Genomic DNA, 22,517 nt, shown 5'->3' with positions numbered 1-22,517 from the left:
GGGCTCCGCTGCGCTGCACTCCTCGCGCTCACCGGGCCGGCCTTTCGTTCGCGACTGCGGGGCTCCGCTGCGCTGCACTCCTCGCGCTCACCGGGCTGGCCTTTCGTTCGCGACTGCGGGGCTCCGCTGCGCTGCACTCCTCGCGCTCACCGGGCCGGCCGCAACGTCTCGGCCGCCGCGATCGCCGCCAGCACGGCGGCGGCCTTGTTCCGCGTCTCCTGGTCCTCGGCGGCCGGGTCCGAGTCGGCGACCACACCCGCGCCGGCCTGCACGTAGGCGCGGCCGTCGCGGATCAGCGCGGTCCGGATGGCGATCGCCATGTCCAGGTCGCCACCGAAGCCGACGTAGCCGACAGTGCCGCCGTACACGCCGCGGCGCACCGGCTCCAACTCCTCGATGATCTCCATGGCCCGCACCTTCGGTGCGCCGGAGAGCGTGCCGGCCGGGAAGGTGGCGGCGAGCGCGTCGAACGCGTTCTGGTCCGTACGCAGCGTGCCGGTCACCGTGGAGACGATGTGCATCACGTGGCTGTACCGCTCGATCGTCGCGAACTCGGGCACCTCGACGCTGCCCGGCTGGCAGACCCGCCCCAGGTCGTTGCGGCCCAGGTCGACGAGCATCACGTGCTCGGCCCGTTCCTTCGGGTCGGCGAGCAGTTCGGCGGCCAGCGCCGCGTCGTCGGCCGGGGTGCCACCGCGCGGCCGGGTGCCGGCGATCGGGTGCAGCAGGGCCCGGCGCTTGCCGTCCGTGCCCGCGGTGACCTTCAGGTGCGCCTCCGGCGACGAGCCGACGATGTCGAAGCCGTCGAAGCGCAGCAGGTACATGTACGGGCTCGGGTTGCTGGTGCGCAGCACCCGGTAGACGTCAAGCGGATCGGCGTGGGTGGACCGCTCGAAACGCTGCGACAGCACGATCTGGAAGCACTCGCCGGCCCGGATCGCCTCCTTTGCCGCCTCCACCGCCTTCGGGTAGCCCCCCTCGGGCGTACGGCAGGAGACCTCGCCGGTCGGCGGACGCTCGACCGTGGAGATCATCGGCGGGATGGGCCGGGACAGCGCGGTGGTCATCGCGTCCAGCCGGCCCACCGCGTGGTGGTACGCGGCGGTGACCTGCGCGGCGCGGTCCGGGGCGTCAAGCGGGGGCAGCAGCGCGTTGGCGACCAGGATCGCCGAGCCGTCGTAGTGGTCGAGCACCACCAGGTCGGTGGCGAGCATCATGCCCAGCTCGGGCACACCCAGGTCGTCCTCGATCAGCTCGGGCAGCCGCTCGAAGCGACGGACCAGGTCGTAGCCGAGGTAGCCGACCATGCCCCCGGTCAGCGGCGGCAGCCCGTCGGCGGGGTCGGCGACCGGGCCCGCGAGCGCCGCGACGGTCTCCCGGAGCACCCGCACCGGGTCGCCTCCGGTGGGCAGCCCCGCCGGTGGCTCACCGAGCCACGCCGCCGCGCCGTCCCGCTCCACGAGTGTGGCGCTGCTGCGCACGCCGATGAACGAGTACCGCGACCAGGCCATGCCTGCCGAGCCGACGCCCTGTTCGGCAGACTCCAGCAGGAACGTGCCGGGGCCGCCGGCCAGCTTGCGGTAGACGCCCACCGGGGTCTCCGCGTCGGCCAGCAACCGCCTGGTGACCGGCACCACCCGCCAGCGCGCGGCCAGCTCGGCGAAGGTGGTCGGGTCGGGGCTCACCGTGCCGTCGGTCATGCGCCGGACCCCGTCCCCGTCACCGGCAGCTCGGTGAAGAAGCACGTCCGGTGCCCGGTGTGGCAGGCCGCGCCGACCTGGTCGACGCTGACCAGCAGCGCGTCGCCGTCGCAGTCCAGGGCGACCGAGCGGACGTACTGGTGGTGCCCGGAGGTGGCGCCCTTGACCCAGTACTCGCGGCGGCTGCGCGACCAGTAGGTGGCCCGGCCGGTGGTGAGGGTGCGGTGCAGCGCCTCGTCGTCCATCCAGGCGACCATCAGCACCTCGCCCGAGTCGTGCGCGCGGACCACGGCCGCGACCAGGCCGTCGGCGGTGCGACGCAGCCGGGCCGCGATGGCCGGGTCGAGCCGGGAGGGACGGGCCGGCGGGGACGCGTCCGGGCCGCTCGGATCGCTGGGGACGCCGGTTACCGGCGGGTCAGGTACGGGCACAGTGACCAATTGTCCCGCACGCGGGGCGGGGACCGGCGACCGCTCCCGCCGGGGGCCGGCGGGCCGGGCCAGTTGGGCGACGTAGCGCTCCAGCCGCCCGTCGACAAGGGCGTCGGCCAGGTCGGTGCCGGCGCTCTCGGCGATCTCCTCGGCGTACGGGCGGACCAGCGGCAGCGTGCCGGCGACCAGCCGCACGGCGGCGGCCCAGAGCTGCCCGATGGAGCCCGGGCGCAGCCCGAGGCAGAGCAGCATGTCCTCCCGGTAGTTGGGCGGAGCGACGGGCAGTTCCAGGGCCGCCGCGAAGGCCGCCCGGCGGGAGAACACACGTACCGACGGGTTGGCCGGGCGCAGCACCGACGGGCAGAGCCGGGCCAGGTCGGCGACGGCGAGTCGGACGCCGAGGCGGTCGTCGGCGACCCGCGCGGCGGCGGCCTTGCCCAGCGCGGCGATCATCTCCTCGAGCCGGGGTGGTTCGGCCGGCTGACAGAGCACCGGCAGGTCGATCCGGGGCCGCCAGTGCGGGTCGGCCCAGAGCAACCGGGCCGGGGCGGTGACCGGCAGCCCGAACGCCCAGTCCGCGGGCTCGCCGAGCCGGTGCACCCAGGAGCGGACGTCCCGGGCGGCCACCGACACGTGGGTCAGCCGGCCTGCGGATTCGGCCAGGTAGGCCCGTCGGGCGGCGTACGGGGCACCGCCGACCAGCACGTCGAGGTCGACGTCGCTGTGCGCGGTGGCCGTCCGGCGGGCGTGACTGCCGCGCAGGAGGATGCCGACGACAGGTCGCTCGGCGGCCTGCCGAAGCCGTGCGGCCCAGTCTTCGAGGAAACCGCTGTTCGGTAACGGAGCGTGACCCACCGCGCCATCGTGCCGTACGCCCGATCAGCGCGCAATGCCCGATGCCGGACCTGGTGTCCGGTCCGAAGGCTACTGCCCGTTGTAGCGCCACCGGCATGGGACGTCCCGGTCGCCGGGCCCTCGGCCGTTGCGTCGGCGGCGGAATCTCATCTAGCGTTGAGTTCATCGGTTGATGAGTTTTCCGGAGGTGTCTGATGGACGATGCGATAGCCGTTCGTGACCTGGTCGTCGACCGGGGCGGGCGGCGGGTGCTGGACGGCATCAGCTGCGATGTCACCCGGGGCGCCGTCACCGGCCTGCTCGGCCCCAGCGGCAGCGGCAAGACGACCTTCCTGCGCGCGGTCGTCGGGGTGCAGGTGGTCACCGGCGGGACGATCACCGTCCTGGGTCAGCCGGCCGGCGCCCCCGCGCTGCGGCACCGGGTGGGTTACCTGACCCAGGCGCCCAGCGTCTACGCCGACCTGACCGTGCGCGAGAACGCCCGCTACTTCGCGGCCCTGCACGGCCGGGGGCGCGCCGAGGCCGACCGGGCGGTCAGCGACGTGGGGCTGGCCGGGGCGGCCGGCCAACTGGTCGCCACCCTCTCCGGCGGCCAGCGCAGCCGCGCGTCGCTCGCCTGCGCGCTGGTCGGCGACCCGGAGCTGGTCATCCTCGACGAGCCGACAGTCGGCCAGGACCCGGTGCTGCGGGCCGACCTGTGGGCCCGGTTCCACGCCATGGCGGCGGCCGGCACCACCCTGCTGGTGTCCAGCCACGTGATGGACGAGGCGGCCCGCTGCGACCGCCTGCTGCTGATCCGCGAGGGGCGGCTGATCGCCGACGACAGCCCCGCCGCGATCCGCGCCGCAGCCGGCGTGGACGACCTCGACGAGGCGTTCCTGCGGCTGATCCGGGCCGGCGCGGCACCCGCCGGAGGCGCCTCGTGAACGCGCGCATCCTGGCCGCCACCACCTGGCGCATCCTGCGCCAGCTCCGGCACGACAGGCGCACCATCGCGCTGCTGGTGGCGGTGCCGGCCGTCCTGCTCACCCTTGTCTACTTCATGTACGCCGACCAGCCGACCCCACCCGGGGCGCCGTCCACGTTCGACCGGGTCGCGCTGGTGATGCTCGGCATCTTCCCCTTCGTGATCATGTTCCTGGTGACGAGCATCGCCATGCTCCGGGAGCGCACCTCGGGCACCCTGGAGCGGCTGCTCACGACCCCGATGGGCAAGCTGGACCTGCTGTTCGGCTACGGCATCGCCTTCGGGTTGGCCGCCGCGGTGCAGGCGGCGGTCGCCGCCGCTGTCGCGTACTGGGTCTTCGACCTGGAGACCGCCGGCAGCAGCGCGCTGGTGATCGGGATCGCGGTCCTCGACGCGGTGCTCGGCGTCGCCCTCGGGCTGTTCTGCAGCGCCTTCGCCCGCACCGAGTTCCAGGCAGTACAGTTCCTGCCGGTCGTGGTGATCCCCCAACTGCTGCTGTGCGGGCTGTTCGTGGCCCGCGACCAGATGGCCGGCTGGCTCCAGGCGCTCAGTGACGCCCTCCCCCTGTCGTACGCCGTCGAGGCGTTGCAGGAGGTCGGCGCGAACGCCGAGCCGACCGGCAGGATGTGGCGGGACGTGACAGTGGTGTTCGGCGCGGCGGTGCTGGCGCTGGTGCTCGCGGCGGCCACCCTGCGCCGGCGCAGCGGCTGACCGGCGGGACGGACGAAGGGCGGCGATGACGCGGCGGACGGGCCGGAGACCCGGCAACCCGGGCACCCGGGAGTCGATCCTCGACGCGGCGCGGGCGGCGTTCGCCGAACGGGGCTTCGACGCCGCCTCGATCCGCGCCATCGCCGGCACGGCCGGCGTCGACCCGGCGCTTGTGCACCACTACTTCGGGAGCAAGGACCAGCTCTTCCTGGCCGCGATGAACTTCCCGGTGGACCCGGGTCAGCTGGTGCCGAGGGTGCTCGCCGGTGACCGGGACGGCGTCGGCGAGCGGATGGTGCGCGTCTTCCTCGGCGTCTGGGACTCCCCGGCCGGCAGCGCCGGGGTGGCGCTGCTGCGCTCGGCGGTGAGCAACGAGTGGACGGCGCGGCTGCTACGCGAGTTCATCACCACGCAGGTGCTGCGCCGGGTGCTCGAACAGCTGGACGTCGAGCCGGCCCAGCTGCCGCTGCGCGGGTCCCTGGTGGCCACCCAGATGATCGGCCTGGCCATGATGCGGCACGTGGTGCGGCTGGAGCCGGTGGCGTCCGCCGACCCGGAGACGCTTGTCGCGGCCGTCGGCCCGACCGTGCAGCGCTACCTCACCGGCTCTTTGTCGGCCTAGCCGGCGGGCGCCACGTCCGTCGCGGCGGCCTCGCGACGGGCCGGCTCGCGGGTTCGCGGGGTTGAACGGTGTCGAGTTGGAGATCGTAGGAGGATCCGTCCGCGACACAGCCCAGGAGCATGATCATGAGCCAATCGGCGAAACCCGTCCTGCAGGCCATCGGGCAGGCGTCCCTCGGCGCCGTCCTACTGAGCGCCGGCGTCGGTCACCTGACGACGAAGCGGCAGGAGTTCCGGGCACAGGTGCCCTCCTGGCTGCCTGTCGACGTCGACAAGGTAGTGGTCGTGTCCGGTCTCGCTGAACTCGCGCTGGGGTCGGCGCTGCTGGCCACGTGGCGCCAGCCCGCCCGCCGGTTGCTCGGCAGGGCGGTAGCCGGCTTCTTCGTCGGTGTCTTCCCCGGCAACATCGCCCAGTACGTCGAACGCCGGGACGGTTTCGGGCTGGACACCGACCGCAAGCGGGCGCTGCGCCTGCTCGGTCAGCCGGCGCTTGTGGCGTGGGCGCTGGGCGCGACCCGCGACCGGTCCCGCTGAGCGCGACCCGCGACCGGTCCCGCTGACGGCGCAGGCGGCCAGCGGCCGGTGGCTCAGGACCGGGGTCGGGCCCCGGCCAGGCGGCGCAGCGGTGGCAGCAGGCCGGCCAGCTCGTCCGGGTCGGTCACGGGGCGCGGGAAGGCGAGCCGGACCCGACGCCGGGCGCCGGCGCGGCCGAGGGCCACCACCAGCCCGTACCTGTCGATGCGCACCACACGGGGTGGCCCGTCCGGCGTCTGCCCGGTCAGCCCGAGCTGCCGACGCAGGTAGTCGGTCATCTCGGGGGCGTCGCGTTCGGCGAGGTCGGCCAGCAGGCGCGCCTCGACCGGGTGCACCGGGTCCGGCTCGGCCTCGGCGTACTCCCCGGGGTCGACCCGCTGCACGGTGCCTGCGCGTTCCCAGCGGACCTCGGCCACCTCGAAGCGGTACAGCCGGAAGCGGGTGCCCACGTCGAGCAGGTCACCGGTCGGGTCGACGGCGGCGAAGTCGACGGCCGCGTGCCGGGCCTCGTCGCCGCGCAGCTCGGCCGCCCAGCCGGAGACCCAGGCCCGGCCCAGAGCGGGCGCACCGGCGGCGGGCGGCAGGTCGAGCACGTCCAGGACCACCGCGACGTCGTTGCCGCCGGCCACCGGTTGCAGCGCGGCGGCCAGGTGGCTGGCGACCGGCACCAGCAGCAGCACCCGACCGTCCGGGTCGGTCACGTGCCGGGCGTGGTGCGGGCCGGGCCGGTGGGCCAGGTGGACGAGACCGGGCAGGCGGCCGGCGACGAGGGTACGAACGATCTCGGCGGGGCTGGGCCGCATGGGCGCGACTCCTTCTGAGGTTAGGCTTACCTAATCCGGAGCCTAGAGCACCCGTCCAGCGACGTCCACCACACAGGTGCGATCGTTACCGCGTCTGCTCCAGCCACGAGGCGTAGAGCAGGCCGTAGACCGAGTCCGCGTCCCGGACCAGCTCGTCGTGCGGCCCGCGCTGCACCACCCGCCCCCGGTCCACCACGATCACCTCGTCCGCGGCCTGCGCCGTGGAGAGCCGGTGCGCGATGGCGAGCGTCGTGCGGCCCCTGGTGACCGCGTCCAGGGTGCGTTGCAGACGCACCTCGGTCGCCGGGTCCACCGCGCTTGTCGCCTCGTCCAGGACCAGCAGGTCCGGGTCGGCCACGTACGCCCGGGCCAACGCGACGAGCTGCCGCTCCCCGACGCTGAGCGCCTCACCCCGCTCACCGACAGGCGTGTCCAGCCCCGCCGGCAGACCGTCCAGCCAGTCCGACAGGCCCAACTCGGTGAAGGCGGCGCGGAGCTGCTCGTCGGTCAGCTCCGGACGGGCGAAACGGACATTCTCTCCCACCGTCGCGTCGAAGAGGAAGCCGTCCTGCGGCACCATCACCACCCGGGAGCGCAGCGAGTCGAAGCGGACCTCCGACAGCGGCACCCCGGACAGCAGCACCGCGCCCGCCGACGGGTCCATCAGGCGGGTGAGCAGCTTGGCGAATGTCGTCTTGCCGCTGCCGGTCTCCCCGACCACCGCCACCCGGCTCTTCGCCGCGATCTCCAGGTCGATGTCGTGCAGCACCGGCGGCCCACCCGGGTACGCGAACCGCACCCCCGCGAAGCGGATGTCCAGCGGCCCGCCCGGCAGGTCGCGCCCCTGCTCCCCCGGGTCGGCCACGTCCGGGGCGACGTCCAGCACGTCCAGCACCCGACGCCAGCCCGCGATCGCGTTCTGCGCCTCGTTGAGCACCTCGGTGGCGATCTGCACCGGCTGGATGAAGAGCGTGACCAGGAACAGGAACGCGGTCAGCTGCCCGATCGACAGGGTGCCGTCCACGCCGAGCGTCACACCGAGCACCACCACACCGGCCAGCGCCAACCCGGCGGCCAGCTCACCCACCGAGCTGCCCACGATGCTGATCCGGATCGCCCGCTGCTGCGCCAGCCGCTGACCGTCGATAGCGTCGTCCAGCCGCCGCGCGGTGCGTCCCGCGATGCCGTACGCCCTGATGACCGGCGCCCCGACGACGCTCTCGCCGATCGCGCCGAGCAGCGCGCCGGTGCGCTGACGCACAGTCGCGTACGCCGCGCCGAGGCGGCGTTGCAACTGCCTGATGACGAGCACCGCCGGCAGGAACGCGGCAAGCACCACAAGTGTCAACTGCCAGGAGTACGCCAGCATGACGGCTGTGGTGACGACCAGCTGACCGAGATTGACCAGCAGGATCACCCCACCCCACTGGAGGAACTGGGTGATCTGGTCGACGTCGCTGGTGACCCGGGAGACGAGCGATCCGCGCCGCTCCGACTGCTGGTGCAGCATCGACAGGTCGTGCACGTGCCGGAACGCCCGGGTGCGTACGTTCGCCAGCGCCGTCTCGCTGACGGTGAACAGCCGGCGCATCATCAGGTACCCGCAGAGCGTGGTGACGGTGAGGATCGCCGCGGTGATCGCCACCACCGACCACACCACGTCCAGGTTCAGCCCGCCGACGATGCCCCGGTCGATGCCCTGCTGCACGGCGACCGGTACGGCCACCCGGCCGACCATGTAGACGAGCGCGAGGGCGAGCGTGGCGGCCAGCCCGGTCCGCAGCTCGGGCGAGAGCGCCAGGCCACGACGCAGCGTCTGCCAGGTCGTCTCGGTCCGCTCGGTCCGCTCATCAGCGTCCTGCGTCGTCGTCACCGGTCCACCTCGATCTCCAGGCCCGACGGGAGCGGTGCGACCTCGTCGTCGTACGGGCGTTCCTGCGCGCGGTCGACCTCCGCCTGTTCGTAGGCGGTGACCAGGTCGGCGTAGCCGGGCACGGTGGCCAGCAGCTCGGTGTGCGTCCCCCGGGCCACCACCCGCCCCTGCTCGACGTAGATGACCTCGTCGGCGAGCGCGATCGTGGCCCGGCGGTACGCGACGACCAGGATCGACGCGGCCGGCACGCCCGGTTGGCCGGCCGACGAGCGCAGGCCGGCGAGGATGGCCGCCTCCACCCGGGGGTCGACCGCGCTCGTCGCGTCGTCGAGCACCAGCAGTCGCGGTCGGCCGGCCAGCGCGCGGGCCAGGGTCAGCCGTTGGCGCTGCCCGCCGGAGAGCGAGGTGCCCCGCTCGCCGACCATGGTGTCCAGTCCGTCGGGCAGGGCCGCGACGAACCCGTCCGCCTCGGCCAGCCGCAGCGCCGCCCAGACGTCCTCGTCGTCGACGCCGGGCCGGTCCAGGGCGATGTTGGCGCGGACCGTGTCGTCGAAGACGAACGGCACCTGCGCGACCAGCGCCACCGTGCCGGTCAGCGACGCGGCGGTCAGCTCCCGCACGTCCACCCCGTCCAGCTCGACGGTGCCGGAGTCCGGGTCGACGAGGCGTACCGCCAGCGAGGTGATGGTGGACTTGCCGGCACCTGTCGGCCCGACCAGGGCCACCGTCCGCCCGGCCGGCACGGTGAAGCCGACCTCGCCGAGCACCTGCGCGCCGGGTAGGTGCGCCTCGGCCGGCGGATACGAGAAATGCACGCCGGTGAACGTGAGGGTGGCCGGGCCGGAGGTGGCCGGGTCGAGCACCAGCTGCCCGTACGGCATCTCGCCCGTGGCGTCGAGCACGCGGCGCACCCGGTCCCAGCCGGCGACGCTGCGCGGCAGTTCGGCCAGGACCCAGCCGATGGCCCGCACCGGGAAGGCCAGCACGGTGAAGAGGAAGGCCACGCTTACCAGCTCGGCGACGCTTATCGCGCCCTGGCGCAGCCGGAACGCCCCGACCACCAGGACGGCGAGGGTGCCGAGGCTGGGCAGTGTCTCCAGCAGCGGGTCGAAGACACCGCGCAGCCGGCCGACCGCGATCAGCGAGTCGCGCAGCTCGCCTGCGCGGCTGGCGAACCGGGCCGTCTCCTGCGCCTCGCGGCCCATCGTCTTGACCACCAGGGCGCCGTCGAAGCTCTCGTGGGCGATGCCGCTGACCTCGGCGCGCAGCCGCTGCGCCCGGGCCTGCCGGGGCGCCATCCGGCGGGAGTAGACCACGTTGAGCGCGAACAGGGCCGGGAACACCGCGAGGCCGACCAGGGCGAGGGCCCAGTCGGTGGCGAACAGCGAGGCGATCGCGCCGACCAGCATGACGAGCGTGCCGACGGCGAACGGCAGCGGCGCGATCGGGTACCAGGCAGCCTCCACGTCGGAGTTGGCGTTGGACAGCAGCGTGCCCGTGGAGTTGCGCTGATGCCAGGCCACCGGCAGGTCCAGGTAGCGGCGGGTGACCCGGCGGCGGTAGGCCGCCTGGAGGCGGTACTGCATATAGCCGGCACCGAGCCGGCGACCGAAAATGCCCACCACGCGCAGCATGCTGATCCCGAACAGCGCGGCCGCGGCCAGCGCCAGTGTGCCGACGCCCACCTGGCCGCGGGCGATGGACGGCACCACCACCTCGCCGACGACCCCGCCCACGACGTACGCGCTGGCGATGACCATCCCGCCGAACAGCACACTGCCGACCACCGCGACCGCGAAGATCCGTGGCTGTTCCCGGATCGCCTGCCCGAGAACCCGCAGCCCTCGGCCCAGCACGTCCCGACTTGTCCTGCTCGCCACGCTCTCCCCCGCCGTAAGCCACAATTATCTCCCTCATCCTTACCGCTGCGGGCCAGCACCGCCGACCCGGAGCGGATATGTCGACAGTCACGTCCCGGCGGGCGCGGTCGGCGAGGCGGGCCGCGCCCGCCGGCGAGCGGCGGCGGCCGGCCGGGCCTACGATCGGGCCATGTCGCGGTACGCCCGAGCCGAGCGCCAGGCGCTGGCCGATCTCCTCCTGGCCCTCGGGCCCGACGCCCCGACGATCAACGAGGGGTGGGCCACCCGTGATCTCGCCGCGCACCTGGTGCTGCGCGAGCGCCGGCCGGACGCGGCGGGCGGGATCCTGCTGCCGCCACTGCGCGGGTACGCCGAGCGGGTGCGCCGCCGCCTCGCCGCCCAGCCGTACGACGACCTGGTGGCGCGGGTGCGCCGACCACCGGTGTGGAGCCCGGTCAGCAATCCGCTGACCGACGAGCTGGCCAACACCATGGAGTTCTTCATCCACCACGAGGACGTACGGCGGGCCAGCCCCGGCTGGCAGCCGCGCGACCTGGCGCCCGGCCTCCAGGCCGCCCTGTGGAAGCGCGCCGCCCCGATGGCCCGGCTCGCGCTGCGCCGCTTCCCGGCGGACCTGTACGTGCAGGCGCCCGGGCACGGGGAGATCTCCGTCGGCCGTGGCGGCGACCGGCTGCGACTGGTGGGGGCGCCGGCCGAGCTGACCCTGTTCCTTTCCGGCCGGCAGCGGGTGTCGAGGGTCCAGCTGGACGGTCCGCCCGAGGCGTCGCGCCGACTGCGGACCGCTGGTCTGGGTATGTGACCATCTGAACCTAATCGGCCACAGATCCAATGTGGAATTCGCACACCCAGTGAAACATGCTGATGCGTTCTCCCGTACGCTTCACCGCGCTGCTCTGCGCCGGGCGGCACGAAGTGGGGACGCACTGTGCGAAATTTCGCGATGTCGGCGCTGCGGGAGCCCCCGTTCGTCGGGGGGCGCCACGGCGCCACGGAACAGGTTGCGGCCGAGAGCGCCGAATGGGCGCGCGCCTTCGGCCTGGTCGATTCCGGCCACCGTGTGCGCCGGCTGCAACAGGCCGACGCCGCGGGGCTGGCCGGTCGCGCCTGCCCGGACGGGTCGGTGGACGGCCTGCGGCTGCTCACCGACCTGATCAGTTGGCTCTTCGTCATGGACGACGCCTGCGACGAGGACGGCCTGGGCAGCGACCCGGTCCGGCTCGGGCCGGCGATCAGCACCCTGCTCGACGTGCTGGACCATTTCGGCGACCCGGACGTCGTACCGCCCGCCGTCGGGCCGCTCGGTGACTCGCTGCACGACCTGTGTCGCCGCATCCGGCTGCACGACCACCCGGCGTTGCTGCTGCGGTTCGTCAGCCAGCTCCGGGAGTACCTGCTGGCGCTGCTCTGGGAGGCGACCAACCGGGAGCGTCGGCGCGTGCCCGAGGTGGCGGAGTACATCCAACTGCGCCGGCACATCGGCGGCGTGCACCCCTGCCTCACCCTTACCGACCTGGCGGCGGCACACCCACCCGGACCGGAGCGGCGCGTCGACCCGGCGTTCGTCGCCCTGGACCTGCTGGCCGTGGACCTGGTCTGCTGGTGCAACGACCTCTTCTCGTACGGCAAGGAGAGCCAGGCGGACCCGGACGCGCAGAACCTGGTGACGGTGATCGCCCAGGGGAGCGGCTCGGACGAGGCGGACGCGCTGCGGGCGGCGGCGGACCGGTTCAACCAGGGGCTCGCGGCGTACCTGACGGCGGAGGAGGCGCTGCTGGCCAGCGGTGACGACCGGGTCCAGCCGGCCGTGGCGACCCGGCGGAACTGGGTCCGCGCCACCTACGACTGGTCGGTCGCGGCTGCCCGGTACGCCTGATCCGGCCGCACCGGCGGGTGTCCGTGGACGCCCGAACGATCACCAGGGCTAGCCGATGCCCGGTGACAGGCAATACTCTTCGGTAACCACATACGACGTGACCCCCGTCACGCCACCACCCCCGAAGGCGGCTACAGCGATGGCTCTCGATGTACCGTACCGCTCCATCCCGGATATGTTCCTCAAGCGCGTGGCGGCCACCCCCGACCAGCACGCGTTCGCGTCCCCGAACTCCGACGACTCCGGTCCCGACTGGCTCACCTGGGCGCAGGTCGGCCAGCGCGCCAAGGCGGTCGCCGCCGGCCTGCACGGCCTGGGCATCGGCCAGGAGGACCCGGTCGCGATCCTCGCCAACACGCGACTCGACTGGGTGATCGCCGACCTCGGCATCATGTGCGCCGGTGGGGCCACCACCACCGTCTACCCGACCACCGAGCCGGCGGACGCCACGTTCATCATCGCCGACTCCGGGTCCAAGGTGCTGTTCGCGGAAAACCCGGCCCAGGCCGCCAAGATGGCCGGCGCCTCCCTGCCCGCGCTGACTCACGTGGTGCTCCTCGACGGCGCCGTCGACCCGGCTGCCGCGATTCCGCAACTGACGCTCGCCGAACTGGAGGAGCGGGGCAGCCAGACGCTGGCCGCCGAGCCGGATCTGATCGACATGCTCGTGGCCGGCATCGGCCCGGACCACCTGGCCACCCTGATCTACACCTCCGGCACCACCGGCCGACCCAAGGGCGTCGAGCTGCTGCACGGCGGCTGGTGCTGGGAGGCCGTGGCACAGGCGGAGGTCGGGCTGCTGCGCGACGACGACCTGCAGTACCTGTGGCTGCCGCTGGCCCACTCGTTCGGCAAGACGCTGCTCTGCGGCGCCATCCACGTCGGGCTGCCCACCTACGTCGACGGCCGGGTGGACAAGCTTGTCGACCTGCTCTCGGTGATCCGACCGACGCTGATGTGCGGCGCTCCCCGGGTGTTCGAGAAGGTCTACAACCGGGCGGTGACCACCGCGCAGGACGGCGGCGGCGCGAAGGCGAAGATCTTCGCCTGGGCCGTCGGCGTCGGCAAGGAGAAGGTGACCCTGGAGCAGGCCGGCAAGCCGGTGCCGGCCGGGCTGAAGCTGCGCTACGGGGTGGCCGAGAAGCTGGTGTTCAGCAAGCTCCAGGCCCGTCTGGGCGGTCGGATGCGGGTGCTGGTCTCCGGCGCCGCTCCGCTCAGCCCTGAGATCGCCACCTTCTTCGCCGCCGCCAACCTGCCGATCTCCGAGGGCTACGGCCTCACCGAGACCAGTGCCGGCAACTTCGTGAACCCGCCCTCCGGGTTGCAGATCGGCACGGTGGGCCGGGCGATGGGCGACCTGGAATGCCGGATCGACACCGACGGGGAGATCCTGGTCCGTGGCCGGCCGGTGATGCGCGGTTACCACAACCTGCCGGAGGAGACCGCCGCCGCGTTCACCGAGGACGGCTTCTTCCGTACCGGCGACATCGGCACCCTCGACGAGCGGGGGTACCTGCGGATCACCGACCGCAAGAAGGACCTGGTCAAGACCTCGGGCGGCAAGTACATCGCGCCGTCGCACATCGAGGGGATGTTCAAGGCGATCTGTCCGTACACCTCGCAGGCAATCGTGGTCGGCCAGGCCCGCAACTACTGCACGATGCTCGTCACGCTGGACCCGGACGCGATCAGGGGCTGGGTGGCCGGCGGCCCGTTGGAGGGGCGCAGCTACAGCGAGATCGTGGCCTCACCGGAGGCGCAGACGATGGTCGAGGAGTACGTCGCCCAGCTCAACGCCAAGCTCAACCGCTGGGAGACGATCAAGAAGGTCGCGATCCTGCCGCGCGACCTGACCATCGAGCACGGCGAGATCACCCCCTCGCTGAAGATCAAGCGACGCGGGGTGGAGAGCAACTTCGCCGCCGAGATCGACAAGATGTACTCGGGCACCCTCGCCGAGCTGTGACCCGACGGTCCCGTGTCCGGCTCCCCCGCCGGACACGGGGCCATCACAGGTGGTGGCCCCGCCACCTCGTCTGTTCCTCCTCCACGGCGAGCTGCTCCTCCAGCGCGGTCTGCCGGACACCCCGCCGGCGTCGGGTGTCCACGACCGTCTGCGCGCCCACGGCCAGTGCCGTGGTGAGCGCCAGCAGGGCCAGCAGGGCCAGCAGGGCCAACGCGAACAGCTCGGACAGCGCGCCGGCCACCGGCACCAGCGCGAGCAGCAGCACGATCCCGCCGATCGTGGGCCAGCGGGGTGCGGCCAGCAGCCACCGGCCGAGCACGATGAGCGCGAACAGGTAGAGCGCGACCCCGCCGTAGAGCGACAGCAGGTCGAATCCCGGCGCGCAGACGGCTGGGCTGCGGAGCCCATCTTGCGTGCCGGGCTCAGGCGATGACGGCCGGCTCCCGCCACCGCTGCCGGCCGGTCCGGTCCAGGTCGTACCGGACCCCGGCGATCCGCTCGACCGCCTCCACCAGGTCGGCGGCGGGCAGGGTGAACGGCAGCCGCAGGAACCGCTCCAGGGTGCCGTCGAGGCCGAACCGGGGGCCGGGGGCGAGCCGGACGCCCACCTCCTCGGCGGCCCGGGCCAGCGCGCTGGACACCGGCCCGTCCAGCTCGGCCCAGAGCGTCACGCCGCCCCGTGGCGCGGTGACGCGCCAGTCCGGCAGCCGGTGCGCCAGTGCGCCGAGCAGGGCGTCGCGCTGCGCGGCGAGTTGGACCCGCCGGTCGCCGACGATGGCCGGCGCGTCGGCGAGCAGGTGCACCGCGACAAGCTGGTCGAGCACCGGGCTGGCCATGTCCACACCGACGCGGACGGCGGCCAGTCGCTGCACCTGCGGCGCGGAGGCGCGGACCCAGCCGATCCGCAGGCCACCCCAGTACGGCTTGCTCATCCCGCCGATGCTCACGACCCGGGAGTGCCTGTCGAAGGTGGCCATCGGCGGTGGCAGGTCGGTGCCGTCCAACGGCAGGTCCACGAACGATTCGTCGACGACGAGGTCGGTGCCGGCGGCGTGGGCGGTGGCCACCACCCGCTCGCGCAGGTTGGCCGGCATCAGATGCCCGGTCGGGTTCTGGAACTCAGGGATGAGGTACGCCAGCCGGGGTCGGGTCTGCCGGAGACTGCCCAGCAGCAGGTCGGCGTCCCAGCCACAGGTGTCGGCGGCCAGGCCGTGGGTGGTGATCCGGGCCCGCCGGCCGGCCAGCGCGGCGAGCGCGTTGGGGTAGGTGGGTGATTCGACAAGCACGCTGCCGCCGGGGGCGAGGGCGAGGCGCAGCACGAGGTCGAGTGCGTGCTGGGTGCCGCTGGTCACCATGATCTGGTCGGCCGAGGTCGGCAACCCCCGTGCCGTGTACCCGTCGGCCACCGCCTCGCGCAGCTCGATGATGCCGGTCGGGTGGTAGCCGGCGCCGCCCACGTACCGCGGCAGGTCCTCGGCGGCGGCCCGGGCCGCGGTGAGCAGCTGCGGCGGCGCGGACAGCGCGGCGACGCCGAGGTCGATCATCTCCCGGTCGTCCAGCGGGGTCCACAGGCCGGTGCTGGCGACCCGGTGGTTGCCGGGCAGCATGGTCCAGCTGCCGGCACCTCGGCGGCTGGCCAGGTGCCCTGTTTCGCGCAACTGCCGGTACGCGGCGGTGACGGTGGTCCGGCTGATCCGCAGCGCCTCGGCCAGCTCCCGTTCGGCCGGCAGGCGTACGCCCAGGGGCAACCGGCCGTCGGCGAGCAGACCCCGCACGGCACCGGCGAGGGCGGCGTAGTCGGGGCTGCGCCGCCGGCCCGGAAGGGCGTGCCACTGGCCGAGCAGCCGGGCCAATTGGACGCCGCGCACCTGACCGGTCATGGCCACTCCTCGGATATTGGCTTCTTTCCCAGGGAGGATTGGCACCTAGGGTGGCATGCATGGCACTGATTGGCAATCTGCGGTACCGGCCGGCGCGGCGGCTGGGCCAGCTCTACGTCGGGCTGGTCCTCTACGGCGTCAGCATGGCCCTGATGGTCCGCTCCGATCTGGGCCTCGACCCGTGGGACGTCTTCCACCAGGGCCTGGCCGAGCGGACCGGGCTCTCCTTCGGCACCGTCACCATCGGCGTCGGTGCGCTCGTGCTGCTGCTCTGGATCCCGCTGCGGCAACGCCCCGGGCTGGGCACGGTCAGCAACGTGGTCGTCATCGGTCTGGTGGTGGACGCCACGCTGGCCCTGCTTCCGACTGGTGGCCCGCTCGGCGTGCGCATCGCGCTGCTGGTCACCGGGATCGTCGCCAACGGCGCCGCCACCGGCCTCTACCTCGGCGCACAGCTCGGTCCCGGCCCCCGCGACGGCCTGATGACCGGCCTCGTGGCCCGCCGGCCCGGCTGGTCGATCCGGCTGGTGCGTACGGTCATCGAGGTCACCGTGCTCGCGCTGGGCTGGCTGCTCGGCGGCACGGTGGGCGTGGGCACCGTCGCGTACGCGCTTGCCATCGGCCCACTGGCGCACCTGTTCATCCCGGTGTTCGCCGTGCCCATGACGAAGAGCGCCGCGCCGGAGCCGGAGGCCGCTCCCGTCGGCTGAGGTTCACCTACCGTCCCCGGACCGGCACGCCGTGGTGGTGACGAGGCGCCGGATGGCGGGGGGGTGTTCCCTTCCGGGACGCGCGCCGTCATCATCTCTGCATGGGGGAGAACGGTTGGCGCTGGACGGACGCCTGGATCTTCGTGTCGCTGGTCATCGCGAGCGGCGCCGGTCGGCACCGCCGATCGGCGACCAGCCGCAGGCCGGAGGGTGTCCGCCTCACCGATGTGCTCTCCACCGCCGACCATCTCAACCACGCGATCCCGCAGCGGCACGAGGTCGAGGTCGCCGTCCGGCGTCTCGTCGGCGCCGGCCTGGTGAGCGTGTCCGACGGCTGGTTCCGGATCACCGGCGAGGGTGAGCAGCTCTGGCGCAACCGCCCCCGCACCGGGGTCGCCACGATGGTGGACACCGTGCAGGGCGCCCTGAGCCGACGGCACGCACCGGGCAGCGCCGACTGGATCCTGGAGGAGGCCGACCACGCGGCGGCCGTCCAGGAGTACGTGGTCCGTTCGATCCCGACGCCCCGGCGCTCCCCCGAGGGGCACTCCGGCGGGCACTGACCGGGCTCAGCGCACCGGGTGACCACCTCGGCGCAGCGCGTCCTTGACCTCGGCCACTGTCAGCTCGCCGAAGTGGAAGACGCTGGCGGCGAGCACCGCGTCCGCGCCGGCGCCGATCGCCGGCGGGAAGTGGGCCACCTCGCCCGCGCCGCCGCTGGCCACCACCGGCACGTCCACCACGGCCCGCACGGCGGCGATCAGTTCCAGGTCGAAGCCCGCCTTGGTGCCGTCGGCGTCCATCGAGTTGAGCAGGATCTCCCCCGCGCCCAGCTCGGCCCCGCGCCGCGCCCAGTCGACCGCGTCGATGCCGGTGCCGCGCCGGCCGCCGTGCGTGGTGACCTCGAAACCGCTGGCGGTGGCGGCGGCCCGGCGTACGTCGAGGGAGAGCACCAGCACCTGCCGCCCGAACCGGTCGGCGATCTCGGCGATCAGCTCGGGTCGGGCGATGGCGGCCGTGTTCACGCCGACCTTGTCGGCGCCGGCCCGCAGCAGGGTGTCCACGTCGGCGACCTGCCGGACCCCACCGCCGACGGTCAGCGGGATGAACACCGACTCGGCGGTGCGACGCACCACGTCGAGCATGGTGCCCCGGTCACTGGAGGACGCGGTGACGTCGAGGAAGGTCAGCTCGTCGGCGCCGGCGCGGTCGTACGCCGCCGCCAGCTCCACCGGATCACCTGCGTCACGCAGGTCGAGGAAGTTGACGCCCTTGACGACCCGCCCGGCGTCCACGTCCAGGCAGGGGATAACGCGCACCGCCACCGTCATGCCCGTGAGCCTATCCCCCGTACGCGGCACGGCGGCCGACCCGATCGGGCCGGCCGCCGGTAACGAGGTGGGTGTCACACCCGGACGAGCATCTTGCCCAGGTTCTCACCACGCAGCAGCCCGAGGAACGCCGACGGGGCGTTCTCGATGCCGTCCACGATCGTCTCGTCGTACCTGAGCGTGTCGTCGCGCAGCCAGCCGGCCACGTCGCGCAGGAACGCCTGACGGACGTCGCCGTGGTCGTTGACCAGGAAGCCGCGCAGGGTGAGCCGCTTGCCGATGACCATCGCGAGGTTGCGCGGCGCGGCAGGTGGCTCGGTGGCGTTGTACTGCGCGATCATGCCGCAGATGGCGGCCCGGCCGTGCAGGTTCATCGCCGAGATCGCCGCCTCCAGGTGATCGCCGCCGACGTTGTCGAAGTAGACGTCGACACCGTCCGGGGCCGCCTCGCGCAGCGACTCGCGGACCGGCCGGTCGTGGTAGTCGAAGGCGGCGTCGAAGCCCAGCGCCCGCAGCCGCTCGACCTTGGCCGGCGACCCGGCGCTGCCGATGACGCGGCCGGCGCCCTTGAGCTTGGCGATCTGCCCGACGAGGCTGCCCACCGAGCCGGCGGCGGCGGAGACGAAGACCGTCTCGCCGGGCTTCATGGCCGCCACCTCGAGCAGACCGGCGTACGCGGTCAGCCCGGGCATCCCGAGCACGCCCAGGTACGCGCTGACCGGGGCCAGGCCGGCGTCGACGGTACGGGCGGCGGAGGCGTCGAGAAGCGCGTACTCCCGCCAGCCCAGCCCGTGCAGGACCGTGTCGCCGACGTGGACGTCCGCCGCCTCGCTGGCCACCACCTCGCCTACCGCCGCCCCGTCCAGCGGCGCGTCCAGCTCGAACGGCGCCACGTACGACTTGACGGCGTTCATCCTTCCCCGCATGTACGGGTCGACGGACATGAACTGGTTGCGGACCACGATCTGGCCCGGACCGGGTGTCGGCACCTCGGTCTCGACGAGCCGGAAGTTCTCCTCGGTGGGCCAGCCGGCGGGTCGGCGGGCCAGGTGGATCTCACGGTTGCTGGTCACGGGGTGGTCGTCCTTCCGTCCGGGGGTGGCTGCCTGGGTCCGCGACGTCACGCGGCCAGGGTCTCGCGAACGGTGAGGGTGACGTCGATGTTGCCGCGGGTGGCGTTGGAGTACGGGCACACCTGGTGGGCCTGCTCGACGATCTGCTCGGCGGTCTCGCGGGGCACGGCGGGCAGGTCGACGACGAGCTGCACGGTGAGCCCGAACCCGCCGCTGCCGTTCGGGCCGATGCCCACCTCGGCGCCGACGACGGAGTTGGCGACGTCGGCCTTGGCCCGGCGGGCCACCACACGCAGCGCGCTGTGGAAGCAGGCCGCGTAGCCGGCGGCGAAGAGCTGCTCGGGATTGGCGGCACCACCGGCGCCACCCATCTCCTTCGGCACGGCCAGGTCGAGCGTGACGGTGCCGTCGGAGGTCTCGACGTGGCCGTCCCGGCCGTCGCCGGTGGCGGTCGCGGACGCGGTGTAGAGAACCTGCATGAGAGTCACTGCTCCTTCTGTCGATGGATGGTGTCGGTGACCCGGGTGAGGGTGTCGCGCAGCGCGACGAGCTCGCCGAGGCCGAGCCCTGTGGACTGCGCGATCCGCAACGGGACGTCACAGAGCCGCTCGCGCAGCGCCCGGCCCTGCTCGGTGAGGCCGACCTCGACCCGCCGCTCGTCGCGGGCGGACCGCCGTCGGATGACCAGGCCCGCCCCCTCCAGCCGCTTGAGCAGCGGGGAGAGCGTGCCGGAGTCCAGTCGCAGCTCGGTGCCGAGCTCGGAGACCGTGGGGGCGTCCTCGGGACGCTCCCAGAGCACCAGCAGCACCAGGTACTGCGGGTAGGTCAGCCCGAACTCGTCGAGGATCGGGCGGTACACGTCGGTCAGGGCGCGCGACGCGGCGTAGAGCGCGAAGCACACCTGCCGGCGCAGCACCAGATCATCGGTCACCGGTTGACCGTAGCCCACAATTAAGTTGTGCACAACTTATTGGGCCGCGAGGCGACCCGGACACCGCCGGGCCGCGCCCTCAGCGATCGCCGAGGTACGCCTCCAGCTCCACCTCGACCAGGTGCTCCGGATCCAGCAGGGCGGCCACCACCACAAGCGTCGCCGCAGGCCGCACCGCCCCGAAGACCGCGTTGTGCGCCTGACCCACCTCGTCGGCGTACAACCGGTCCGTCACGTACATCCGGGTCCGGACCACGTCCCCCGGCTCCGCACCCACCTCGGCCAGCGCCGCCAAACCGATCCGCAGCGCCTGCGCGGTCTGCGCCGCCGGATCACCCACGTGCGTCACCCGGCCATCCACGGTGGACGTGCAGCCCGCCGTCCACGCCAGGTCACCGGCCCGGACGACCCGTGAGTAGCCGTACCGCTGCTCCCACGGGCCGCCCGAGCCCAGCCGGGTGACGGTCACGCCTCGGCCAGCGTCCGCAGCGCCTCGGCCACCGTGAAGGCGCCCGCGTACAGCGCCTTGCCGGCGATCACGCCCTCCAGACCGATCGGCTCCAGCGACGCCAGCGCCCGCAGGTCGTCCAACGTGGACACACCACCGGAGGCGATCACCGGCCGGTCCGTCCGGGCGCACACCTCCCGCAACAGGTCCAGGTTCGGCCCGCGCATCGTGCCGTCCTTGGTGATGTCCGTTACCACGTACCGGCTCGCGCCCGCCTTGTCCAGCCGCTCCAGCACCTCGTACAGGTCACCGCCGTCGCGGGTCCACCCGCGCGCCGACAGGGTACGACCGCGCACGTCCAGCCCGATGGCCACCCGGTCGCCGTACTCCCCCACCACCCGGTCACACCACACCGGGTCCTCCAGGGCGGCGGTACCGATGTTCACCCGGGTCGCCCCGGTGCCCAGCGCCGCCCGCAGCGACTCGTCGTCACGGATACCGCCGGACAACTCCACCTTCACGTCCAACTGGCGCACCACCTCGGCGAGCAGGTGCGCGTTCGTGCCCCGGCCGAACGCCGCGTCCAGGTCGACCAGGTGGATCCACTCCGCGCCGTCCTGCTGCCAGGCCAACGCGGCGTCCAACGGGTCGCCGTAGATGCTCTCGCTACCGACAGCGCCCTGCACGAGCCGGACGGCCCGGCCGTCGGCGACATCCACGGCGGGTAACAGGGTGAGACTCAACGTCTTCTCCTCGATCAGGTACGACGGTCCAGAGCGATCACGACGATCGCCGGCAGTACGAGCAGCAACAACACGATCAGCGCGACGCGCAGCGCCAGATCGTCGACGAACGCCCAGATGAGGATCAGCGCCGCCCCGGTGAGCAGCACGATCGCGGCCCGCTCCCCCCGGGAGTGCCGGGCCAGCCGACCCGACCGGCCCCGGCGCAGCTGCGGCGTCAACCGGCGGACCACCGCCCGGCGGCGCTGCCGGCGAGCCACCCGCCGCTGCCGCACCGCCCGCTCACGCGCCTGCTCCGCCTCACGCTCCGCCCGGCGGCGGGCCCGCTCCCGACTCACCGCGCGCCCCACCGGACGGGCAGCGGGCGCCGACGACCCTCAGCCACCGGTGGACAGCGTGGCGAGCCAGTTGCGCAGCAGCGCGGCACCGGTGTCGGCGGACTTCTCCGGATGGAACTGGGCCGCCGACAACGCACCGCGCTCCACCGCCGCCACGAAATCCGTGTCGTGGTGGGCGGTGGTCACCAACGCGCCGGCCGCGGACAACGCCGCCGGGTCGCCCATCGCGTACGAGTGGACGAAGTAGAACCGGCTCTGCGGCCCCATCCCGGCGAAGAGCACCGACTCCCGGGGCGCCCGCACCGTGTTCCACCCCATGTGCGGCAACCGGGTCGCGGCCAACCGGGTCACCCCGCCCGGCAGCAGCCCGAGCCCCTTGGTCACCACACCGTGCTCGTCACCGTGCTCGAACAGCACCTGCATCCCCACACAGATGCCCAGCACCGGCCGGCCGGCGGCCACCCGCTCGGCGATCACCGGACCCGCCCCGAGCGCCTCGATCCCCGCCATGCACGCGGCGTACGCGCCAACCCCCGGCACCACCAGCCCGTCGGCGGCGGCAGCGGCGGCCAGGTCGTCGGTCACCCGCACGTTCGCACCGGCGGCGGCCAACGCCCGCTCCGCCGACCGCAGGTTGCCCGAACCGTAGTCGAGCACCACCACGTCGGCGCTCACGAGCCCGACCCCGGAATCAGACGCAGCACCCCGGCGGCCGTGGCGAGGACCGCCAGCAGCCCGGTGATGACCACCGCGCCCCTCGGCGCGCCCTGCCGGTGCAGCGACCAGGTGCCGCCCACCAGCACCCCCGCCAGGATCAGCAGCAACGTCGGCAACGCGGCCCCCATCAGA

At 73.3% G+C, this 22,517-nt stretch carries 25 protein-coding genes and 1 pseudogene; 9 read left to right on the top strand and 17 right to left on the bottom strand.

Annotated elements, in window-relative coordinates; genetic code table 11:
* Positions 1-146: 146 nt before the first annotated feature.
* From ACZ6N8_RS10240 to ACZ6N8_RS10230, 3 genes and pseudogenes are all read right to left on the bottom strand, one after another.
* Positions 147-1,700 (bottom strand): anthranilate synthase component I, encoded by a 1,554-nt coding sequence (locus tag ACZ6N8_RS10240; protein ID WP_466009004.1) that lies wholly within the window; start codon positions 1,698-1,700, stop codon positions 147-149.
* On the bottom strand, positions 1,697-2,131 hold the full coding sequence (gene hisI / locus ACZ6N8_RS10235) for a phosphoribosyl-AMP cyclohydrolase (RefSeq protein WP_364365974.1): 435 nt from the start codon (positions 2,129-2,131) through the stop codon (positions 1,697-1,699). Before hisI ends, ACZ6N8_RS10240 begins: the two co-directional genes overlap by 4 nt.
* Positions 2,132-2,308: 177 nt before the next feature.
* Positions 2,309-2,584 (bottom strand): annotated as a pseudogene (locus ACZ6N8_RS10230) (phosphoribosyl-AMP cyclohydrolase); the annotation flags it as partial.
* Positions 2,585-3,180: 596 nt separating this feature from the next.
* On the opposite strand from ACZ6N8_RS10230, the gene ACZ6N8_RS10225 reads away from it, so the two are divergent.
* The 4 genes from ACZ6N8_RS10225 to ACZ6N8_RS10210 all read left to right on the top strand — a co-directional run bounded on the left by ACZ6N8_RS10225 (position 3,181) and on the right by ACZ6N8_RS10210 (position 5,819).
* On the top strand, positions 3,181-3,912 hold the full coding sequence (locus tag ACZ6N8_RS10225; RefSeq protein WP_466009002.1) for an ABC transporter ATP-binding protein: 732 nt from the start codon (positions 3,181-3,183) through the stop codon (positions 3,910-3,912).
* Positions 3,909-4,664: an ABC transporter permease gene (locus ACZ6N8_RS10220; RefSeq protein ID WP_387120201.1), complete on the top strand. Its 756-nt coding sequence runs from the start codon at positions 3,909-3,911 to the stop codon at positions 4,662-4,664. Before ACZ6N8_RS10225 ends, ACZ6N8_RS10220 begins: the two co-directional genes overlap by 4 nt.
* A gap of 25 nt (positions 4,665-4,689) precedes the next feature.
* Positions 4,690-5,286, top strand: coding sequence for a TetR/AcrR family transcriptional regulator (locus ACZ6N8_RS10215; RefSeq protein ID WP_466009000.1), 597 nt, complete (start codon positions 4,690-4,692; stop codon positions 5,284-5,286).
* Positions 5,287-5,411: 125 nt separating this feature from the next.
* The gene (locus tag ACZ6N8_RS10210; protein WP_466008998.1) at positions 5,412-5,819 is read left to right on the top strand and encodes a DoxX family protein; all 408 of its coding nucleotides are present in this window, start codon (positions 5,412-5,414) and stop codon (positions 5,817-5,819) included.
* A gap of 53 nt (positions 5,820-5,872) precedes the next feature.
* Here the strand turns inward: ACZ6N8_RS10210 and ACZ6N8_RS10205 are convergent, their stop codons facing one another.
* From ACZ6N8_RS10205 to ACZ6N8_RS10195, 3 genes are all read right to left on the bottom strand, one after another.
* Entirely contained in the window at positions 5,873-6,622 is a 750-nt protein-coding gene (locus tag ACZ6N8_RS10205; protein ID WP_364362633.1) for a DUF2470 domain-containing protein, read from the bottom strand.
* An 85-nt stretch (positions 6,623-6,707) separates the two neighbouring features.
* On the bottom strand, positions 6,708-8,495 hold the full coding sequence (locus tag ACZ6N8_RS10200; protein WP_466008997.1) for an ABC transporter ATP-binding protein: 1,788 nt from the start codon (positions 8,493-8,495) through the stop codon (positions 6,708-6,710).
* Entirely contained in the window at positions 8,492-10,375 is a 1,884-nt protein-coding gene (locus tag ACZ6N8_RS10195; RefSeq protein WP_466008995.1) for an ABC transporter ATP-binding protein, read from the bottom strand. The genes ACZ6N8_RS10200 and ACZ6N8_RS10195 overlap by 4 nt, the downstream gene beginning before the upstream one ends.
* 169 nt (positions 10,376-10,544) lie before the next feature.
* Between ACZ6N8_RS10195 and ACZ6N8_RS10190 the strand changes: the two genes are divergently transcribed.
* From ACZ6N8_RS10190 to ACZ6N8_RS10180, 3 genes are all read left to right on the top strand, one after another.
* Entirely contained in the window at positions 10,545-11,174 is a 630-nt protein-coding gene (locus ACZ6N8_RS10190; RefSeq protein WP_466008993.1) for a TIGR03085 family metal-binding protein, read from the top strand.
* 126 nt (positions 11,175-11,300) lie between these two features.
* Positions 11,301-12,248, top strand: coding sequence for a terpene synthase family protein (locus ACZ6N8_RS10185; RefSeq protein WP_466008991.1), 948 nt, complete (start codon positions 11,301-11,303; stop codon positions 12,246-12,248).
* A gap of 139 nt (positions 12,249-12,387) precedes the next feature.
* Complete coding sequence (locus ACZ6N8_RS10180) at positions 12,388-14,214, top strand: AMP-dependent synthetase/ligase (protein ID WP_466008989.1); 1,827 nt, start codon at positions 12,388-12,390, stop codon at positions 14,212-14,214.
* A 43-nt stretch (positions 14,215-14,257) separates the two neighbouring features.
* Here the strand turns inward: ACZ6N8_RS10180 and ACZ6N8_RS10175 are convergent, their stop codons facing one another.
* Complete coding sequence (locus ACZ6N8_RS10175) at positions 14,258-14,533, bottom strand: hypothetical protein (protein WP_466008988.1); 276 nt, start codon at positions 14,531-14,533, stop codon at positions 14,258-14,260.
* Positions 14,534-14,636: 103 nt separating this feature from the next.
* Complete coding sequence (gene yczR, locus ACZ6N8_RS10170; protein ID WP_466008986.1) at positions 14,637-16,094, bottom strand: MocR-like transcription factor YczR; 1,458 nt, start codon at positions 16,092-16,094, stop codon at positions 14,637-14,639.
* Positions 16,095-16,153: 59 nt separating this feature from the next.
* On the opposite strand from yczR, the gene yczE reads away from it, so the two are divergent.
* Both yczE and ACZ6N8_RS10160 read left to right on the top strand, forming a co-directional pair.
* Positions 16,154-16,804: a membrane protein YczE gene (yczE, locus tag ACZ6N8_RS10165; RefSeq protein ID WP_466008985.1), complete on the top strand. Its 651-nt coding sequence runs from the start codon at positions 16,154-16,156 to the stop codon at positions 16,802-16,804.
* Between the two features lie 101 nt (positions 16,805-16,905).
* Positions 16,906-17,367, top strand: a complete 462-nt coding sequence (locus ACZ6N8_RS10160; RefSeq protein WP_364362623.1) for a hypothetical protein — start codon at positions 16,906-16,908, stop codon at positions 17,365-17,367.
* A 6-nt stretch (positions 17,368-17,373) separates the two neighbouring features.
* On the opposite strand, the gene hisF is transcribed toward ACZ6N8_RS10160, so the two are convergent.
* The 9 genes from hisF to ACZ6N8_RS10115 all read right to left on the bottom strand — a co-directional run bounded on the left by hisF (position 17,374) and on the right by ACZ6N8_RS10115 (position 22,513).
* Positions 17,374-18,135 (bottom strand): imidazole glycerol phosphate synthase subunit HisF, encoded by a 762-nt coding sequence (hisF, locus tag ACZ6N8_RS10155; protein ID WP_466008983.1) that lies wholly within the window; start codon positions 18,133-18,135, stop codon positions 17,374-17,376.
* A gap of 74 nt (positions 18,136-18,209) precedes the next feature.
* The gene (locus ACZ6N8_RS10150; RefSeq protein ID WP_466008982.1) at positions 18,210-19,208 is read right to left on the bottom strand and encodes an NADP-dependent oxidoreductase; all 999 of its coding nucleotides are present in this window, start codon (positions 19,206-19,208) and stop codon (positions 18,210-18,212) included.
* 47 nt (positions 19,209-19,255) lie between these two features.
* A complete protein-coding gene (locus tag ACZ6N8_RS10145; RefSeq protein ID WP_364362620.1) occupies positions 19,256-19,687 on the bottom strand; it encodes an organic hydroperoxide resistance protein in 432 nt (143 codons plus the stop codon).
* Positions 19,688-19,692: 5 nt separating this feature from the next.
* Positions 19,693-20,139, bottom strand: coding sequence for a MarR family winged helix-turn-helix transcriptional regulator (locus ACZ6N8_RS10140; RefSeq protein ID WP_466008980.1), 447 nt, complete (start codon positions 20,137-20,139; stop codon positions 19,693-19,695).
* A gap of 79 nt (positions 20,140-20,218) precedes the next feature.
* Positions 20,219-20,608, bottom strand: a complete 390-nt coding sequence (locus tag ACZ6N8_RS10135; protein WP_466008979.1) for a RidA family protein — start codon at positions 20,606-20,608, stop codon at positions 20,219-20,221.
* Positions 20,605-21,330 (bottom strand): bifunctional 1-(5-phosphoribosyl)-5-((5-phosphoribosylamino)methylideneamino)imidazole-4-carboxamide isomerase/phosphoribosylanthranilate isomerase PriA, encoded by a 726-nt coding sequence (gene priA, locus ACZ6N8_RS10130; protein ID WP_466008978.1) that lies wholly within the window; start codon positions 21,328-21,330, stop codon positions 20,605-20,607. The genes ACZ6N8_RS10135 and priA overlap by 4 nt, the downstream gene beginning before the upstream one ends.
* A 14-nt stretch (positions 21,331-21,344) precedes the next feature.
* Positions 21,345-21,668 carry a hypothetical protein gene (locus ACZ6N8_RS10125; protein ID WP_387120162.1) on the bottom strand — a complete coding sequence of 108 codons (324 nt, stop codon included), beginning with the start codon at positions 21,666-21,668 and terminating at the stop codon, positions 21,345-21,347.
* A 39-nt stretch (positions 21,669-21,707) separates the two neighbouring features.
* A complete protein-coding gene (gene hisH, locus ACZ6N8_RS10120; RefSeq protein WP_466008976.1) occupies positions 21,708-22,343 on the bottom strand; it encodes an imidazole glycerol phosphate synthase subunit HisH in 636 nt (211 codons plus the stop codon).
* A complete protein-coding gene (locus tag ACZ6N8_RS10115; RefSeq protein ID WP_357989978.1) occupies positions 22,340-22,513 on the bottom strand; it encodes a hypothetical protein in 174 nt (57 codons plus the stop codon). The genes hisH and ACZ6N8_RS10115 overlap by 4 nt, the downstream gene beginning before the upstream one ends.
* Positions 22,514-22,517 lie beyond the last annotated feature (4 nt).

The organism is Micromonospora sp. NPDC047521 (assembly GCF_055587305.1).
Note: the sequence above shows the minus strand (reverse complement) of the source record. Positions and strands in the feature narration are given on the sequence as shown.